Annotated in this window: 15 protein-coding genes; 9 read left to right on the forward strand and 6 right to left on the reverse strand. The window is 38.1% G+C overall.

Translation table 11 applies throughout. The annotated features are described in order from the left end of the window. Positions 1–30 precede the first annotated feature (30 nt). On the forward strand, positions 31–1,098 hold the full coding sequence (locus tag ML462_RS10780) for a hypothetical protein (RefSeq protein ID WP_240713825.1): 1,068 nt from the start codon (positions 31–33) through the stop codon (positions 1,096–1,098). 40 nt (positions 1,099–1,138) lie between these two features. Here the strand turns inward: ML462_RS10780 and ML462_RS10785 are convergent, their stop codons facing one another. Both ML462_RS10785 and ML462_RS10790 read right to left on the reverse strand, forming a co-directional pair. Beyond that, the gene (locus ML462_RS10785; protein WP_240713826.1) at positions 1,139–1,813 is read right to left on the reverse strand and encodes a LytR/AlgR family response regulator transcription factor; all 675 of its coding nucleotides are present in this window, start codon (positions 1,811–1,813) and stop codon (positions 1,139–1,141) included. Next, on the reverse strand, positions 1,803–2,882 hold the full coding sequence (locus ML462_RS10790; RefSeq protein ID WP_240714076.1) for a sensor histidine kinase: 1,080 nt from the start codon (positions 2,880–2,882) through the stop codon (positions 1,803–1,805). The genes ML462_RS10785 and ML462_RS10790 overlap by 11 nt, the downstream gene beginning before the upstream one ends. Positions 2,883–3,091: 209 nt before the next feature. Between ML462_RS10790 and ML462_RS10795 the strand changes: the two genes are divergently transcribed. Next, entirely contained in the window at positions 3,092–3,532 is a 441-nt protein-coding gene (locus ML462_RS10795; protein WP_240713827.1) for a hypothetical protein, read from the forward strand. Positions 3,533–3,597: 65 nt separating this feature from the next. On the opposite strand, the gene ML462_RS10800 is transcribed toward ML462_RS10795, so the two are convergent. From ML462_RS10800 to ML462_RS10815, 4 genes are all read right to left on the reverse strand, one after another. Next, positions 3,598–5,319, reverse strand: a complete 1,722-nt coding sequence (locus ML462_RS10800) for a tetratricopeptide repeat protein (protein WP_240713828.1) — start codon at positions 5,317–5,319, stop codon at positions 3,598–3,600. A 388-nt stretch (positions 5,320–5,707) separates the two neighbouring features. Continuing rightward, positions 5,708–7,051: a DEAD/DEAH box helicase gene (locus ML462_RS10805; protein ID WP_240713829.1), complete on the reverse strand. Its 1,344-nt coding sequence runs from the start codon at positions 7,049–7,051 to the stop codon at positions 5,708–5,710. Positions 7,052–7,112: 61 nt separating this feature from the next. Beyond that, positions 7,113–7,952 carry a hypothetical protein gene (locus ML462_RS10810; protein ID WP_240713830.1) on the reverse strand — a complete coding sequence of 280 codons (840 nt, stop codon included), beginning with the start codon at positions 7,950–7,952 and terminating at the stop codon, positions 7,113–7,115. Between the two features lie 63 nt (positions 7,953–8,015). Continuing rightward, the gene (locus ML462_RS10815; RefSeq protein ID WP_240713831.1) at positions 8,016–8,891 is read right to left on the reverse strand and encodes an aldose 1-epimerase family protein; all 876 of its coding nucleotides are present in this window, start codon (positions 8,889–8,891) and stop codon (positions 8,016–8,018) included. A gap of 283 nt (positions 8,892–9,174) precedes the next feature. Here ML462_RS10815 and ML462_RS10820 point away from each other — a divergent pair, with 283 nt between their 5' ends. From ML462_RS10820 to ML462_RS10850, 7 genes are all read left to right on the forward strand, one after another. Next, positions 9,175–9,972 (forward strand): ferritin-like domain-containing protein, encoded by a 798-nt coding sequence (locus tag ML462_RS10820; RefSeq protein ID WP_240713832.1) that lies wholly within the window; start codon positions 9,175–9,177, stop codon positions 9,970–9,972. A gap of 21 nt (positions 9,973–9,993) precedes the next feature. Continuing rightward, positions 9,994–10,794 (forward strand): ferritin-like domain-containing protein, encoded by an 801-nt coding sequence (locus tag ML462_RS10825; protein ID WP_240713833.1) that lies wholly within the window; start codon positions 9,994–9,996, stop codon positions 10,792–10,794. A 103-nt stretch (positions 10,795–10,897) separates the two neighbouring features. Next, a complete protein-coding gene (locus ML462_RS10830) occupies positions 10,898–11,434 on the forward strand; it encodes an NADPH-dependent FMN reductase (protein ID WP_240713834.1) in 537 nt (178 codons plus the stop codon). Further along, complete coding sequence (pabB, locus tag ML462_RS10835) at positions 11,435–12,727, forward strand: aminodeoxychorismate synthase component I (protein WP_240713835.1); 1,293 nt, start codon at positions 11,435–11,437, stop codon at positions 12,725–12,727. 96 nt (positions 12,728–12,823) lie between these two features. Then, complete coding sequence (tilS, locus tag ML462_RS10840) at positions 12,824–14,137, forward strand: tRNA lysidine(34) synthetase TilS (RefSeq protein ID WP_240713836.1); 1,314 nt, start codon at positions 12,824–12,826, stop codon at positions 14,135–14,137. A 317-nt stretch (positions 14,138–14,454) separates the two neighbouring features. Beyond that, a complete protein-coding gene (locus ML462_RS10845) occupies positions 14,455–16,329 on the forward strand; it encodes a CocE/NonD family hydrolase (protein WP_240713837.1) in 1,875 nt (624 codons plus the stop codon). Then, positions 16,319–18,142, forward strand: coding sequence for a DUF885 domain-containing protein (locus ML462_RS10850; RefSeq protein ID WP_240713838.1), 1,824 nt, complete (start codon positions 16,319–16,321; stop codon positions 18,140–18,142). Before ML462_RS10845 ends, ML462_RS10850 begins: the two co-directional genes overlap by 11 nt.

Here is an 18,142-nt window from a genome sequence, read left to right on the forward strand (position 1 = left end):
TAATTCGTCTGGGTTTTTTTATATTCGAAAATGAGCAAATTTATTCCTGTTTTTATTCTTGCAATTTTTGGTTTTCAATTTGCTTCTGGGCAATTAAGTGAAAAACAATTGGAGGATGGTTATCAATATTATAACACACGGAAAGCAAGCATTCCTCCACTGCAAATTCTACCTAAACATACTTTAAATCCAAATAAATTAGAATTTGTGTCCAGTTGGATGAATATCGATTCTATTAAGAAAAACTTTAAATCCCAACGTGTAATCATTGATGGTAGATTTCAGCATTTGAATATTGATTTGGATTCAATTTTTGGGCCTGCTGAAACAAAAAGTCTGAATGAAAAAATTAAGAATTTGAAGAGTGTAATGTTGGATCCAAAATTACTAAAATCTGATTATAAGCTCAGCGATTCGTCATTTTTTATGAAAGCATTTCCTATAATTCAAGAAGGCAGAGATTCAATTTCCTATGCTTTAATATATGAGGAATCAGATCACTGGCAGGCTTTTGGAAGAATAAGAATTGAAAAGCAAGCAGAAGATGATTGGCTTTGGTTTGGAAGCGTTATTGTTCCTCGTTTTGATATAGTAAAGATCACTAACCAATTAAAAAACCTCCCTGAAGAATATCAGGTAATTAATAGTTTTCTTATAGGGAAAGATGCCCTTATTCAATCTAAATTTATACCGATTAATGGTGGTGGTGATAATTATGACCGGTACAGCGAATTTGAAACATGGGATAAGATCCAGAATTCTTCATTAGATGAAGATATTGATGTGCGAAAGCATTTTTCAAAATCTAATTTAGCATCAATCACCAAATATTTAAATAGTGATCCAAAAGGATCTATTGATAAAAGTTTTCTTTTAGGAAATTTGAAAAGTTTAGATGCAACGAACAAAATAAAATATGGGATTTATAAAATAAGTAAACCATTTATATTTCATTCTGATATTGATAATTGTTATTATGCTATTTTCTATTGGGCTAAAGTTGACGGACCTCTAAATGGAAGTGGTAATATTCTAGTCATGAAAAAGGAGAATGGTCGTTACGTGAAATTTCTATCCCATATGCTCTGGATAAGCTAATCTATTCAAATTGCTTTAAGACCTTTAAAACATTCTCCTTTTAAGTACGGCTTACCGGAATAGATCTGTTATTTATGATGACCTCTTCATAGGAATAAGATTCGATCCTTTCTATAGCAACAATAAAGGAGCGATGAATTCTAATAAATTTTCCCTGTGGCAGTTTGGTTTCGATGGAAGAAATAGTTTCCCTGGTTACTTTAGTGCCTTCAGTTGTTTCAATTTTTAAATAATCACTCAGGCTTTCTATCCATAGGATCTTCGAGAAATCGATCTTATGTTTTTTCCGGTCGATCTTTACAAAAATGAAATCTGCATTTTCCTCATTTTGATTCGACTGTGGCTGGTGATTAAAATGATTTTCCTGGAAATTATTTACGGCATCGAGTAAGCGGGGAAAGGAAATTGGTTTAAGCAGGTAATCTACTGCCTGCAAATCGAATCCTTCAATAGCATATTCCCGGTAAGCTGTGGTAAAAATGATCTTTATATTCCTGTTGATCGATTTTGCAAAAGATATTCCCGTAACGCCCGGCATATTTATATCCAGAAAGATGAGATCCACCTGGTTCGCGTTCATCATATTAAAAGCTTCGGTAGCATTCTGACATCTTCCAACAATTTCGATCTTTTCTATCCTGGAAAGATGATTTTCCAGGATATCCAGGGCTACCGGTTCATCGTCTACGATAAGACATTTAATTTTAACTGACATCTGTTGGTTTTTTAGTAATATTCAGATCCAGCTGGACTTTAAAAGTACTTTTGTTATTCTTAATATGAAGATTGTACCTATTCTCATATAGTATGTCCAGTCTGCGCTTTAAGTTCTTAAGTCCAATACCTTCACTTTCTTTTTTATCTATTTCCCCCGAGATTGAATTTTCGATTTTGAACCTGAGCATCTCGTCGATCAATTTCATGCAAATAGAAATTTTGAATTTTCCGTCGTTACCTTTTCCATGTTTAAAACTGTTCTCCACAAAAGGCAATAGTAGCATGGGAGCTAGTTCAATATTCGAAGGAATTTCATCAATATTGAGTTGAACATCCAGATTTTCCCGGAAGCGTTTTTTCTCCAGATCTATATAATTTCGAATATGACCTACCTCATCCTCAAGCTTTACTACAGGTTTTTTGGTTTGGTAAAGAATATAATCCAGCAACTCTGAAAGTTGCAGGATCATTTCGGGAGTGGCAGCATTTTTTGAGAGGCTCAATCCGTAGATCGTATTTAGGGTGTTGAATAGAAAATGCGGGTGTATCTGCATTTTTAAATACTGAAGTTCCTGTTCCTTCAGTTTAAGCTGTGCTTCCAGGAATCGATTTTTCAATTCTTCATTCTTAGCCGAAGTGGAGTAATTGTATTTCAGCAAACTAAAGGCAGAGGCAATGGTTACAACGAGATATACTGAAATTAAAATGTAGATGAGGCTTTTGGTAAGGGGGAAGTTCTCCTGGTAGCCGTATCCCAGGGTCATTATGATGCCGTAGAATGCCGATAAGGTGATGTAAGTTGCCGAAATAAGGAAGGTGGCTACGGAATAAAGAAAAAATTTCAGGTATTTTTTCAAAATAAGATATGCCGGAATGAGCCTGTAAATGAAAACATAGGTCGTACCAATTGTAACCGGGAGAAAGAAGGCCGAGAATGTAAGAATGGTACTGAAATCGGCTCCTTGAAATCCAAAGAAAAATGTAAAGAACAGGAGCACAATTAGCCATAAAAGACTATGTAGCAATATTCTTCTTCCTAATTCTAAAAATGCACCGGCGATTTTCATCAAGAAATAAAAATGTGACTAAATTTTCAGATGTGAAAGTTTTTGCGACAAATAACAAATTTAGAAGGGCGCATGACATTATAATCATTTTATATAAGTTTATGGCTTAGACGATGTAGAAACAGGGTTGATTTTTGCATTTCATCTCAAAATTCATTTTTGGAAAGGCTTATCATGTAGATTTGAGACTACAATCAAAAAACCGAACAATGATCGCAATCAGTATTTTAATTTTTCAACAGGGTGGATTTTTCGAACAGTTATTGGCCAGGATACATGAAGGTGGTCCCTTGGCTATGAGCCTTATTCTTATTTGCTTTCTACTGGTACTGTTCTTAATTGTTAGAGCAGCGATGAAACTAAAATCACCTGCACATATTTTTAATAAGTCGGTCACACTTATAAATCAGCTTGCCTTACTGGCCCTGGTGATTGGTCTATTCGCACAATTTATCGGACTCATTCAGATTTTCGATGCGTTTGAAGCCCTGGGAGATATCAACCCTAATTTATTTGCTGGTGGATTAAAAGTGACTTTGTTAGCTCCCGTATTTGGTGGATTCACATTTCTAATTGGTAGAATGGCCAGCTTTATCTTAAACTGGATAAGGAATGAAAATCTTGACGCTGTCACATCAGAAAGCGTCTAAAATTGAATTTCTAGCTTAACGCAGGTATGTAAATTGCCGTTTCGAAGGAATTTACAAATCGGTTATTACTTTATCCTTGATGAATTGATCTGGATATCTGCCCCTTTCCAGCTTTGTTTTATCTCAGCATCCATTTTCTGAACATTGCCATTGTCATTCAAATTTTGGTAGGCGAGTTTCATTCCATGTTGGGCCCAACCATTTTTGGGTAGTTTTTTCAGATCTTGCTCATAGGTTGCGATCGCTTCATTATATTTTCCTGCTTCTATTTGTACTGCACCTAAATGGTGTCTAACGGAAAAGAACCAATCTGGTGGTTCATCGTAATTAAGGGAATCTTCAATTTCAACAGCTTCTTTTAGCAGAGTGATACTTTCATCATAATTTTCTTCGCTGGCCAGGATCTCTGCCTTGACCACTCTTCTTGCGATTTGCATCAAATGATTCACCGAATTGATGTCCCAGACTGTTACTTCCTCAAGACTTTTATCGTCTGAAAGTTCTTCCAGTGTCTCTAACTCGGTTCTGGCTTTATCAAGATCATTTTTGGCCATATAGGCCATTCCTCTGGCATATTTTTTTACAGCCTCAAGGTATGGCAGGTCATAGGTCTTAAAATCTGAATTCAGGATCTCGTCCCAGCGTCCTAATTTTACCTGCACATATAGCGGAATAGCGTAATAATGTTGTAACGTTCCCCAACCCGGTTCTTTCATTATATCCGGATGAACGTACCCCGAAAGTTTATTTGCCCCAAGCATAGCCCATTCGCTATTACCTTCCAAAGTTGCTGTGGCGGCCAGGAAATGATAGTTATGCGGATAATAAGCGAGGGGATAAGCTCCCTGGGCATGACATTTCGTGACGTAAATACTATCTGCTTCCACAGCACGAAGGTTTGCTATAGAGCCTTTATGATATTCACCGGTTCTTATATAAACGTGCGATGGCATATGCACTAAATGACCGGAGCCCGGAACCAATCCGTCATCAAAAGCTTTTGCTGCAACATTTGCTCTTTCAGGAGAATTAGAAGCCTCTACGGCGTGAATATAAAAGTGGTTTGCACCGGGATGATCAGGATGATTTTTTAAAATTTCCTCAAGAAGACTAACAATTTCCGGCGTCCATTCCTCTGGGTTGCCCTGTTTGTCATAGAGCTGCCATGGATAAAGATTCATTAAAGATTCTGCATAAAGCGTGGCGATGTCCTGGTCTTGTGGAAACTGCTGATAAACCCTCTTCATTTCAGCGCTATAGGCCTTATCGAGATTTGTTCGGTCTTCAGGAGGTTCCTCCACATATCGCGCTGCCATTGCTGAGATCAATTCTGATTCTTTTTCAGATTTCGAACCCAGTTCTTGGGCTTTCTGGATAGCGCCGTAAGCCCGCTCGTAATTGTCGTCTTCCATTCCTGCGTTATAGTTGGGCCCCAAAACATAGGCATAACCCCAATAGCACATAGCGCATTCAGGATCGAGTTTGGTAGCGTAATAAAAAGAGCGAGCTGCCTCGGCGTGGTTGAATCCATAGGCCAGAACCATTCCCTGATTAAAGTATTTCTGAACTTCAAAATTATCTGTTTCAATCTTAAAATCAACTGCATCAAGTCCATCGAAAAGTGGAGCTTTTTTATCGGATTCATACCATTCGCTATCGGTCATTTTAGGTGCGCAACTATACTTGCTCGAGGGTACTTCTTTTAGGGTGATTTCTTCTGGTTTCTCTCTATCATTTTTACAGGAAAAAATGATAAGGCCAATGAGGAATAAAATTATAGTTCTCATAATGAATATTTTATGAGCAGGAAGTTCAATGATTGGCAACTTACAAATTTACGAAATGATGCCTGAAGAATTGCGAATTTCGCAATGAAACAATCACTACATTTAAAAGTTAATTCTAATCATAGAAATCATGTCTAAGGAGAAATCCCCTTCCAAGAATTCGGCTAAAAAAGAACCGACCAGGAGTTTGAAAGAAAAGAGAGCGGCTAAAGCTGTAAAGAGAAAGAATAGGAGTTAGTTATTCACAATTACTGCAATTAAATTGAAGTCATCCTGAACTTGTTTCAGGATCTCGGAGGAGATAAATTTTCAAATTGGAGAAGCTGAACCAAGTTCAGGTTGACGTAAGAGTAAAAGGAGCGTTTATGCGCTCCTTTTTATAATTTCTTTATTTTTTCCTTCTGCGATTGGCGTTCTTGTCGCCTCGCGTTTTAGGTTTTTTATATTTTTTCGCAATTTCCCTTCTATAAGATCCGCCTAGATTAACTTTTTTATTCTTATCCTTTTTCTCGTGGAATGCAGGTCCGGCTTCCTCGATATCTTTATTAGGGTTATTGATCTCAATGGCTCGAGGCCTTTCTTCGGGGATCAGTTCTTTCGAAATTTCAACATCTTCAGGAAGATCATGCTGAGGTACTTCCATATCCATTAGGTCTTCGATCGCATCCAGGTATTCCTGTTCCTTTTCGGTAGTAAAAAGAAGAGACCGTCCTTTCCTTTCAGCCCGTCCGGTTCTACCAATTCTGTGCATATAGTTTTCAGGATATTGCGGGGTGTCGAAATTTACTACGTGTGAAACATGTTCAATATCCAGTCCGCGGGCCATCACATCTGTAGCTATCATAATTCGGGTTTCTCCTGCGTCGAATTCAGAAACACTGTTTAAGCGGTAGTTCTGACTTTTTCCGGTATGTACAACGCTTACTTCGCCAGGGAATTCCTCACCCAGACTTTCAAAAAGTCTGTCGGCTATTCTTTTATCACCTATAAAAATCAAGACCTTGTGGTAAGTCTCAACGTCTACCAGGAGATGTTTTAATAAATTGGACTTAGTATAGAAATTTGGCAGATTATATCCGCTTTGTTCAATGTTTTCAAGAGGCGTTCCGCTCACGGCTACTGAAATTTTTTCCGGAGCCTTGAAACTGGCATCGATCATCGCCTCAACCGTTTCGGTCATGGTAGCAGAGAACATGATATTCTGCCTGTTCTGCGGAAGTAGGTCAATAATATTATTCACCTGAAATTTAAAGCCAAGGTCCAGCATTACATCAACTTCATCTATCACAAATTTCTGGATAGATTTCAGCTGAATTGCTCTGCGCAGAACAAGATCATAAAGTCTTCTGGGGGTGGCTACAACGATATCCAGCCCACGCATGAGTTCCTGGTGTTGCGTATTTATGTTAACACCTCCATATACGCCCGCAACCCTTACATTGATGTATTTGGCTACTTTTTCGATCTCTCCAACTACCTGCACTACAAGTTCCCTGGTTGGAACCATGATCAATATTCTCGGATTCTTTTGCTCTGAATATTTTAGCATTCTCAGTATAGGGAGCAAATAGGCGAAGGTCTTTCCTGTTCCCGTTTGAGCAATACCTATTACATCCCGGCCAGACATGATTGTAGAAAACGCCTGTTCCTGAATGGGCGTAGGCTCCTGGAAGTTCAGATCTTCCAAGGCGTTTCGCAATGGTGTATTTAAGTTTAGGTCAGAAAAGCTCAAAATATAAAAATTTAATGCCCCAAAGGTAGGGCATTAAAAATTAGCGATATCGGCAAAAATTTTATTTTCTTTTACTTCCCCAGGGAGATCTTTTTATAAGATAGCTAATCGTAGATTCATATTTGTCTAGGTTGGTCCCGATACCGGTGCGGTCTACATTGTAAAGACTTTTTCCCTGATCATTAAAAATCTTTATCATGATATTGGTACTATAATTTTCCAAAGAGCTGCTGGATGAAAAAGTGTTTTCTTTTCCAGAAGACTTGCTTGATTTTCTGTCTTTATTTTCCTTATCCTTATAAGTTGTACTACTGCTTCCATAAGAATTTGATCCGGTATAGTCTATTTTCGCCGAGCCAAGAACGATAAACTCAACTCCAAGCAATTGGGCAAGTTCTGCAGGTCTCAATTTGCTGGCTTCAGCTTCCCCAATATTATTCTCATAAAGAATGGCATTGGTTTCAGATGGATCCTGAAGAATCACCTGGCTGGTATTTTTCCTGATAGAGCTTGCTGTGGCATCCTGTACTTCCTCCATCATTCCTTCGGTAGTTAAGGCAGTGTTATTAGAGACAATCTTAAAGGGAAGAACTGCAATCTTATTTTTTCTTTCCGCTGCAGTTGTAGTAGAATTTAGATTTGGTAGAGTTGAGGTACTTTGAATTTGATTATAGACCTCGGTACGTCCGCTGGCAAAATCGATCTTATGGATATTTTCTTTTTTTAACTCATACTCCAGGTCTTCTCCGGAATAAACAAAACTAATCACCTCACTTTTTACTGCGGTAACCTTTCCTTTTTTCTCATCACCATTCAGCATATGCACTATATCTTCCTGTGCCAGCGAAATCGATGAAATAAACATAAATAATAAAACGAAAATAAATTTTGGATTTTTCATAGAATACTTTTTAATAATATGAAAATAATAAAAAACTGTTTATTAGGATATTGTGTGTGAATTTTATTCTATCTGGATATTATAGGCATGGTTTACTTCCTCTGCTTCATTCAGCTTTTCAATACCTTCCTTATCTGGTAAGTTTTGGTTTGTATCTTCAATATCTGCAATTCCCAACCAGGGTTCTATACAAACATAGGAAGCACCGGGTTTAGCCCAGATTCCCAGGTTCTTGAAATCCTTGTATTCAACAGATAGGATCCTGCCATTTTTGGCACTTACCAGGTTGACTTTTTTAGACTTGATATTCTTAAATATTAGGGCATCATTATCAAAAATATGCGGAGTTAACTGGATCCTATTTTCGTCTTTTAGAACCTTTCTGGTTTTGGAGCTCACCAAGCCTTCGGCATTAAGAAGATAGGTTTCCAGATTTATTTTTTTATCGAATTCCAAATAATATTCTTCGATCTTTTCATTTTCAAAATGCTGAATATTAAATGCCGGATGTCCTCCAAGAGAGTAATACATAGGTTTAGAATCGAGATTAATGACATGATGACTAACTTCAATATTTTTTCCGTTTAAGGTAAAGGCAATTTTGAAATCGAATTTGAAAGGATACATTTCAAGCGTTTCTTCTGAATACATGAGTTCAAAAACAAGCTGATGTTCAGATTTTTCCTTGAGCCTTATATCTTGGTTGTATCTTATAAATCCATGTTTGGGAACGGAGTATTCTTTTCCATTATAAAAGAATTTTCCATCTTTTATAACCCCGATAATGGGAAAAAGATTAGGAGCATGACTTCCCCAAATATCAGGAGTAGCCTGCCATATATATTCCTTGTTATTCTCTTTATTAATGATGCTGCAAAGTTCTGCACCGGTTTCCTTTACAGATATTGTCAGGAATTCATTTTCTATGGAATGTTTCATTAAAATGGCAAATTTTTAAATAAAGTTAGTCTTCTGAATAAAAAAACAGAACCAGTTTCTTATTTAATTCAATTCCAAAGGAAAATTAGATGAAAATTTGTCGGAATTCCATTCCAAATGAAATCGGTAATCATCGGTAAAACTATGGAATTTATCCTCTTGCAATAGGTTACCTGTTAAATATTCAATTTTTATCACAATTATATAAAAAACTGAAAACCAACACCTTAGACTGTTCGTATATTATGTACAGGTGATTTTTTTAACCATTAAATAAATAATTATGAAAAAACCAGTTATTAAGGTTGAAGTAAACAGAGGAAATGAAAATGCATCTTCCAGAAGAAGCTTTTTAAAACTTGGTGGGCTTGCGGTAGTGGGATCCAGCTTAATGTTGTATTCATGCCAACCGGAAGAAGATGAGATTTTCTCACTAGACGCTAAAGCCAAAGGAGTCAATAATAAGAAGGTATTTAATTTAGGTAAGGGTGACCGGGCCATATTGAACTATGCTTATATCCTTGAACAGCTAGAGGCAGCATTTTACTCTAATGTGGTAAACGGTAATTCTTTGTCATTTGATAGTATGGACGGGGACTATGAAATATTCTATGATATCTATCAACATGAATTGATACACCGTGACTTTTTTGAACTAGTCCTGGACTCATTATTTGGTCCTGGACAAGTTGCTCCAAATCTGGAATTCGATTTCAGTTCTGTAAATTTTCAGGATAGAGATACAGTTCTCACTTTTTCTCAAATTTTAGAAGATACCGGGGTTCAGGCGTATAATGGTGCAGGTAAACTATTATCGAATGCGACTTACCTGTTACTTGCTGGAAAAATAGTCTCGGTGGAAGCCAGGCATGCCTCGGCAATCAGAGATCTTATTGGAGAAACAACTGGTGATACAGATAATTTTGCTGATGAAGACATTACGGTAGATCTAGCACTAGGAAATCAGGTATTTCCAGAAGCATTCGATGATGCAGTTGCGCCGGGAGATATCCTGGAAAGGGTTGCTGGAACTGGATTCCTGAAAACCCGGATTATCGCCAATAATGTTCCAACAGAGTAATAACACTAAAATCTTAAAATTATGAATTTTATAAATTTCTTAGATAAAATAGCCGACGGTGAACTTTTAAACATAAAAGCCAACAGGAAGGAATCCTTCGGACATATGAAAAATATTGGGAAGCAGGCTGCATTAGCGTCAATTCCTTTTGCATTTGCAGCAACCAGTAACAAAACGAAAGCGGCAACGATGTCGTCAGCATTTGCTTCAGCCATGGCAAGTCCGATTGAAATATTAAATTTTGCCCTTACCCTGGAGTACTTGGAAAAGGAATTCTACCAGATCGGGATGGATACTAATGGTTTAATAACAGGTGATGACAGGGATGTGTTTGGCCTAATCTTAAAACATGAAGATGAGCATGTAAAATTTCTCCTTACGGCCCTGGGAGAAAATGCTATTGAAAAACCGCAATTTGATTTCACGGCTGGAGGAGCTTTTAACACTTTTGGGGATTATCAAACCTTTTTATTATTATCCCAGGGATTTGAAGACACTGGTGTTAGAGCCTATAAAGGACAGGCAGGAGCTTTGATAGATAATAATGCCTTATTGGAATATGCGCTTCAGATACATTCAATAGAAGCCAGGCATGCTTCAAAGGTTCGTAGAATGCGAATGGAAAAAGGATGGATCACAGGAAATGGTGATGAAAGTTCACCAATAGCTGCAGTTTATGCAGGGGAAGCTAATACTATTCAAGGTGGTGTAGATTTAAATGCAGCATTGCCTCAGTATTCTAATTCTTCAATAACTGAAGCCTTTGATGAGCCATTAACAATGGATGAGGTAAATGCAATAGCCGGACTCTTTATTGTATAAATTTAAATCTTCAATTTTATATAACCCTGGAAATTTTCCGGGGTTTATTTTTTAGAAAGATCAGACTTAATAATTTTAGGTATTTTTAGTCCAAAATCGACCAATGCGAAAAATACTGGCCTTCGCAGGCTCTAATAGCAGCACTTCTATTAATCAGCAATTATTAAATAATGTTTTAAGCAGGATCCAGGGTCATGAGATCAAGGAAATTAAACTTACGGAATTTCCATTGCCTGTTTTTAGCGTAGATATCGAAAAGAACGAAGGCCTTCCTATCAATGCTACCATCATAAAGAATTTGATCCTTGAAAGTGACGCGCTGGTTATTGCCGTAAATGAGCATAATGGAGGTCCTTCAGCATTTTTCAAAAATATAATTGACTGGGTTTCCCGGGTGAACAGGAATTTTCTGGAAGGTAAAAAGATCCTTTTAATAAGTACTTCTCCTGGAAAACGTGGCGCAGCCAGTTCGCTGGAATACTCGAAGAATATCTTCGGAAGGTTTGGCGGAAATGTTATCGAAAGTTTCAGCCTGCCTTCATTTAAGGATAATTTTGAAGATGGAAAGGTCATAAACGAAGTTCTGGATATGGGAATTGAGGATGTGCTTACTACCTTTGCGCATCAAATTGAAGATTAAGTGCGCACTTCCAGAGTTTTTTCCGTAAAAGAAACAAAGAAATTTAAAGAACAGTTATTGTCGTGGAGCAGGCAGTTTCAGGAAATTGCCTGGCTGGATAGTAACGAATACGATTCTAAGACCGGCGAATATGAAGCCATTCTTGCTGTAGAAGCTTTTACGGCGATCAAAACGGACTACGTTCAGGCTTTCGATAAACTCAAAGAATACCAGGAAACCACTGCCGACTGGATTTTTGGGTATTTAAGTTATGACCTTAAGAACGATGTGGAGAACTTAAGTTCTAAAAATTTCGACGGACTGCATTTTCCCGACCTCTATTTTTTTCAGCCTCAGAAATTGATCTTAATCAAAGAGGGGTGTGTAGAACTCAGTTACCTTAGAATGGTAGATGATGAGATAGAGAATGACTTTAAGGAGATCCGGGATTATAGAGTAGAATTGGCATCAGACCATACGCCGGTAAAGGTAGAAGCCAGGATTTCCCGGGAAGAATACCTGGAGAAAATAAGGTTGATGCTTAACCATATTCATCGTGGAGATATTTATGAAGCCAACTTTTGCCAGGATTATTATTCTGAAAATGTTAATATTGATTCTTTCAATATTTACAGGTCCCTCAATGAAATTTCCACTCCGCCTTTTGCAGCCTACCTGAAACTTGAGGATTTCAATCTTATCTCTGCTTCTCCTGAAAGATATTTAAGAAAAAAAGGGTCAGAACTTTTATCACAACCCATAAAGGGAACTGCCCGTCGTTCAGAAGACCCTATAGAAGATAAAAAGATCGCTGCAGAGTTGGCCGAAGATCCCAAGGAACAATCTGAAAACGTAATGATCGTAGACCTGGTAAGAAATGATCTTTCCAGGATCGCAAAAAAAGGAAGTGTAAAAGTTGATGAACTTTGCAAAGTCTATACTTTTAAACAGGTACATCAGTTAATTTCCAGTGTGACCGCTGAAATTGCTGATGATATCCCTTCTGTAGAAGCTTTGCGCACCAGTTTCCCGATGGGAAGTATGACGGGAGCTCCAAAAATCTCTGCGATGAAGATTATTGAAGAGCTGGAAGAATCAAAACGTGGTCTTTATAGCGGAGCTGTAGGTTATTTTACTCCAACCGGCGATTTCGACTTTAACGTGGTGATTCGCAGTATACTTTATAATTCTGAGAATAAATACCTTTCATTTTCTGTAGGTGGAGCAATTACGGCTAAATCTGATCCTGAAAAAGAATATGAAGAATGCCTCCTAAAGGCAAAAGCAATGCGTGAGGTGCTTACCAATATATAAGCCTTAATATATTAATGTTCTTAATAATTCGGGAGAGAAAAAAGTACTTCTTACTTGAATTGATTTAGCAGCACCCTTTTGTATCTTTGAGAAACAATGGAAAAGACCTTCAAGAATCTTATAAAAACTAACTATCCATATTTATGCGGAAGTAAACTATTGTTGGCAGTAAGTGGTGGAGTAGACAGTGTTGTGCTTGCTCATTTATGCCATGAGGCGAAACTTGATTTTTCCATAGCTCATTGTAATTTCAATTTGAGGGGTGAGGAAAGCGATGCAGATGAAAAATTCGTGGTAGACCTGGCAGACTCCCTGGAAGTTGAGGTATACACCGAAAGTTTTGATACGCTGAATTTTGCTGAAAATCATAAGATTTCTGTGCAAATGGCCGCTCGTGAATTGAGGTATGAGTGGTTCTCAGAATTAAGCAGTTCAGTTCAATTTGATTACACCTTGACGGCACATCATGCTAATGATAACCTTGAAACTTTCCTGATAAATTTGATCCGCGGAACCGGTCCCGAAGGACTTACCGGGATTAAAGCCGAAAAGGAAGAGATAGTAAGGCCTCTTCTCGGCTTTTCCAGAAAGCAGATCGAAGCTTACGCCAGGAAAAAACATTATAAATGGAGGGAAGACAGCAGTAATGCTTCAGATAAATATTTACGGAACAAGATAAGGCATCACATAGTTCCCGTATTGGAAGATTTGAATCCACAATTGCTGGATAGTTTTGCTAAAACCCAGCAACATCTGCAGGAGAGTTTGGACCTGGTGGAAGATTACCTCAGTTTGCTTTATCCAAAACTGGTCAAGAAGGATAAATATGGATATGCCATAGATATTGAATTTCTGAAGAAAGTTCCCAACCAAAAACAGATCCTGTACCAGCTGTTGAAATCTTTTGGTTTTTCTGAATGGAATGATGTATATGATCTTCTAAATGCACAAACCGGAAAATTGGTTTTATCAGATACTCACCGGCTTATTAAGGATCGAAATAAATTGCTGCTAACCGAGCAGAACGGAAACTCTGTAAGTAAGGAATATAGCCTAGGAAAAGAAGAAGAATTGGTAATGATCCCGGGAATGGGAACACTACATATTAATGAAGTAAAAAAAATAGATAAGGCCTCCAACTCCTGTATTTTTGTCCCTGAACGAAAACTGGAATTTCCATTGAAGATCAGGAAATGGAAAAAGGGTGATTTTTTCTATCCATTTGGAATGAAGGGAAAGAAAAAATTGAGCGATTTCTTTAAGGATGAGAAATTTTCCTTACCGGAAAAAGAACATGCCTGGATCCTTTGTTCCGGCGAAGAAATAGTCTGGATCATCAACCACCGGGCAGATGATCGTTTTGCTGTAGAGAAATCTGATTCCAAAATTCTGAAGATCTGCATTACTTAAAAAATTTTATTTAATGACCCTGAAATGAGTTCAGGGTGAAGGCTGAGAAGCTTACGTCATGTTGAACTCGGTTCAGCATCTAGTCCGAAATTTAAAACATTTTAGTAACTAGATTTTAGAAAGAAGCAAATCATCATTTCCCTTAATTAATATCGATAGTAAAGTCACTGGTTCAAAAAAAAGATTTTAAAATCTTTTAGTCTAACAGGAGAATTCAAGAAGACCTTCAGGGGAGTCCAAATAAGCTTTAAGATAATTTTCTTTTAGGTTTAAAGACCTAATTTCTATCTTTAAGCACTTTAATAAAAATCCTACAGATGAAAATCTTTAAATGCCCACTGTTTACAATACTTTTCCTATTCATTTTACATCCGGTTCTAGCCCAAAACGAAACGGAATATACTGTAAAAGAACACTACAATAAAATGGAGGTAGATATCCCCATGCGGGATGGTGTAAAGCTGCACACCACCATTTACACTCCTAAAGACACTTCGCAGGAATATCCAATTTTGATGCAAAGGACTCCTTATAGCTCCAGGCCGTACGGGGAAGATCAGTTTCGTTCGAAAATTGGTCCTAACGAGATCCTGATGAAAGAAGGCAATATCATCGTATACCAGGATGTGCGCGGTAGATGGATGAGTGAAGGGAATTATGATAATATGCGCACCTATATTCCAAATAAAAAAGGAAAAGAGGTAGATGAGGCTAGCGATACTTATGATACCATCGAATGGCTGATCAATAATGTTAAGAATAACAACGGGAAGGTTGGAACCTGGGGTATTTCATATCCAGGATTCTATGCGACTTATTCATTGTTAAGTGGTCACCCCGCTTTAAAAGCGGCTTCGCCACAGGCCAGCATCGGGGATTTCTTCTTTGACGATTTCCACCATAACGGGGCATACCTTTTAAGTTACTGGAGAGCAACCGCAGTTTTTGGATATCAACATGAAAAACCAACAGATACAGCATGGTATGAATTTCCAAAGCTTGGAACAGAAGATCAATACCAGTTTTTCATGGATGCAGAGCCTTTGAGCAACCTTGATGAATATTACAAGGAAGACAATGAATTCTGGCAACAATTGAAAGAGCATCCAAATTATGATGAATTCTGGCAAAAACGAGGCATTGTCCAGCATTTTGAAAATGTGAAGATCAAGCCTGCAGTTATGATCGTTGGTGGATTATTTGATGCTGAAGATCTTTACGGTCCTTTTGCCATCTACAAAAATATAGAGGAGAACAGCGATAATTACAACAGTATTGTTTTTGGTCCCTGGAGCCATGGTGACTGGGCCAGGGAAAGCGGAAGACAGTCTGTTGGGAATGTATATTTCGGGGATAGTATTTCTACTCACTTCCAGAGAGAATATGAAACAGAATTCTTTAATCATTTCCTGAAAAAGAAAACGAAGGATGGGATTAGACTTGCTGAAGCACATATATACGATACCGGGGCGAGAGAATGGAATGATTATACCGAATGGCCTCCAAAGAATACGACTTCAAAAACCTTTTACCTGGGAGATGACCAGAGTTTCACTGAGCAGCCTACAGATCATAAAGAAACTTTTGTGAGTGATCCTGAAAAGCCTATTTCTTATAACAATGAAATCAAAATGGTTTTCACCCCTCGTGAATATATGACCGGCGATCAACGGTTTGCGGCCAGAAGACCAGATGTTTTGGTTTTCGAAACAAAGGTACTTGAAGAAGACATGAAACTGGTGGGGCCTATTGAAGCTAAACTGAAAGTTGCTACTACCGGAACTGCTGCAGACTGGATCGTAAAGATTATTGATGTCTACCCGCCAGATGCTGAAAACTATGAAGAAACCATGCCTCATTTAAAAATGAGCAATTATCATATGATGGTTCGAAGCGAGGTAATGAGAGGAAGATTTAGAAATGGTTTTGAGGAACCTCAGGCTTTTGAGCCTAATAAAAAGACAGAGGTGGATATCACACTTCAGGGAATAAACCATACCTTCAAAAAGGGACATAAACTTCAGATCCAGGTTCAAAGTACCTGGTTCCCTCTAATCGACAGAAATCCGCAAACCTTTGTAGAAAACATATTTGAAGCTGAAGAAGATGATTTTCAGAAGCAGACCCATACCGTTTACGGGGATTCAGAAATTATTTTCAGCATTTTAGAAGAAGAAAAAGATGAACTTTAAAAAATATATTTTTCCGGCTTTTTTAGGATTGATGATCGTCTCCTGCGGAGAGAATAAAAATGAAGGAGCTTATTCTGACGCCGATAAGGAAACTGCCTCGGAGGAACTTAACCAGTTTTTTGCCAGTGAATATCAGAAAGAGATTGAAGAATCTCCGGAAATCCAGACCCGAAGAGGGATGAAAACCAATTATGGTAAATGGGACGATTACTCCAACCTGAAATATTCTGAAGACCTGGAGCAAGCGAAAAAGCGATTAGATTATCTGGACAAGGTAGATACAGCAGCCCTGGATGAAGATACTAAATTGAGCTATGCGCTTTACAGAAGACAGGTGAAGAACGAAATTGATGATTATAAATATCGGTTTTATAGTTATCCAATCGAACAAATGCATGGTTTGCATGCAGAATTGCCTGCATTCCTTATCAATATGCATCGTATAGATTCGGTTCCAGATGCCAGGGCTTACATTAAAAGGTTAGTTGGCCTGGAAAAGGTGATGGATGATATTATCGAGCAATTACAAATACGTGAGCAAAATGGTATTATTCCTCCAAAATTCGTTTTTGACCGAACTCTGGACGCATCCCGCAATCTTATAAAAGGTAAACCTTTCACTAATTCTGCCGAGTCGAGCACTCTTATGCAGGATTTTACATCTAAAATTGAAAAGCTTGATATTTCAGAAGAGGAGAGAACAGCACTCATAGGTGAAGCTGAAACTGCTTTGGTAGACCATGTGCAACCTGCCTATGAAAAACTGATAGAATTTCAGGAAAATCAGCAGCAGAGAGCAACTGAAGAAGCTGGAGTATGGAAATTCCCTAAAGGTGAAGAATTTTATAATAACGCACTTCAGAGGGTGACCACTACAAACCTGACTGCCGGGGAGATCCATGAAATTGGACTGAATGAAGTTGCCAGAATTCATGGTGAAATGGAAAAGATCATGGAAGAGGTTGGCTTTGAAGGTTCGCTGGAGGATTTCTTTGAATTCATGAAGAACGATAAACAGTTTTATTATGAAAATACTGAAGAAGGGAAAGCAGCTTATTTGAAGAAAGCGAAGGATATCATCAATAATATGAAGGATATGCTACCGGAGCTTTTCAATACTCAGCCGGAAGCCGATATTGTAGTTAAAGCCGTAGAACCTTTCCGTGAGAAAAGTGCCGGAAAAGCATTTTATCAGCAACCGGCCATAGATGGTTCAAGACCGGGAACTTACTACGCCAATCTTTATGATATGGCGGCCATGCCGAAGTACGAGATGGAAGCCTTAGCTTATCACGAAGGTATTCCAGGACATCATATGCAGATTGCAATCGCCCAGGAACTGGACAGTATTCCGGAATTCAGGAAATTCAGCTTTTTTACCGCCTATGTGGAAGGTTGGGGACTTTACAGCGAATATATTCCGAAGGAAATAGGTTTTTACGAAGATCCATATTCAGATTTTGGAAGATTGGCCATGGAGCTCTGGAGATCCTGCAGACTGGTAGTTGATACCGGGATACATGCAAAAAAGTGGACAAGGCAGGAGGGAATAGATTATTATAAAGAAAATACACCGGCTGCGGAAAGCGCCTGTGTGAAAATGGTGGAAAGGCATATAGTAATGCCGGGCCAGGCCACTGCTTACAAGATCGGGATGAATAAAATTCTCGATCTAAGGGAAAAGGCGAAAGAACAATTGGGAGAACAATTCGATATCAGGGAATTTCACGATGTTGTTCTTACTGATGGAGCTTTACCACTTACCATTCTGGAATCAAAGGTTGATTCCTGGGTAAATTCAAAAAAAGAATAA

Origin of the sequence: Christiangramia lutea, assembly GCF_022489035.1 — a bacterium.
GTDB classification, from domain to species: Bacteria; Bacteroidota; Bacteroidia; order Flavobacteriales; family Flavobacteriaceae; genus Christiangramia; species Christiangramia lutea.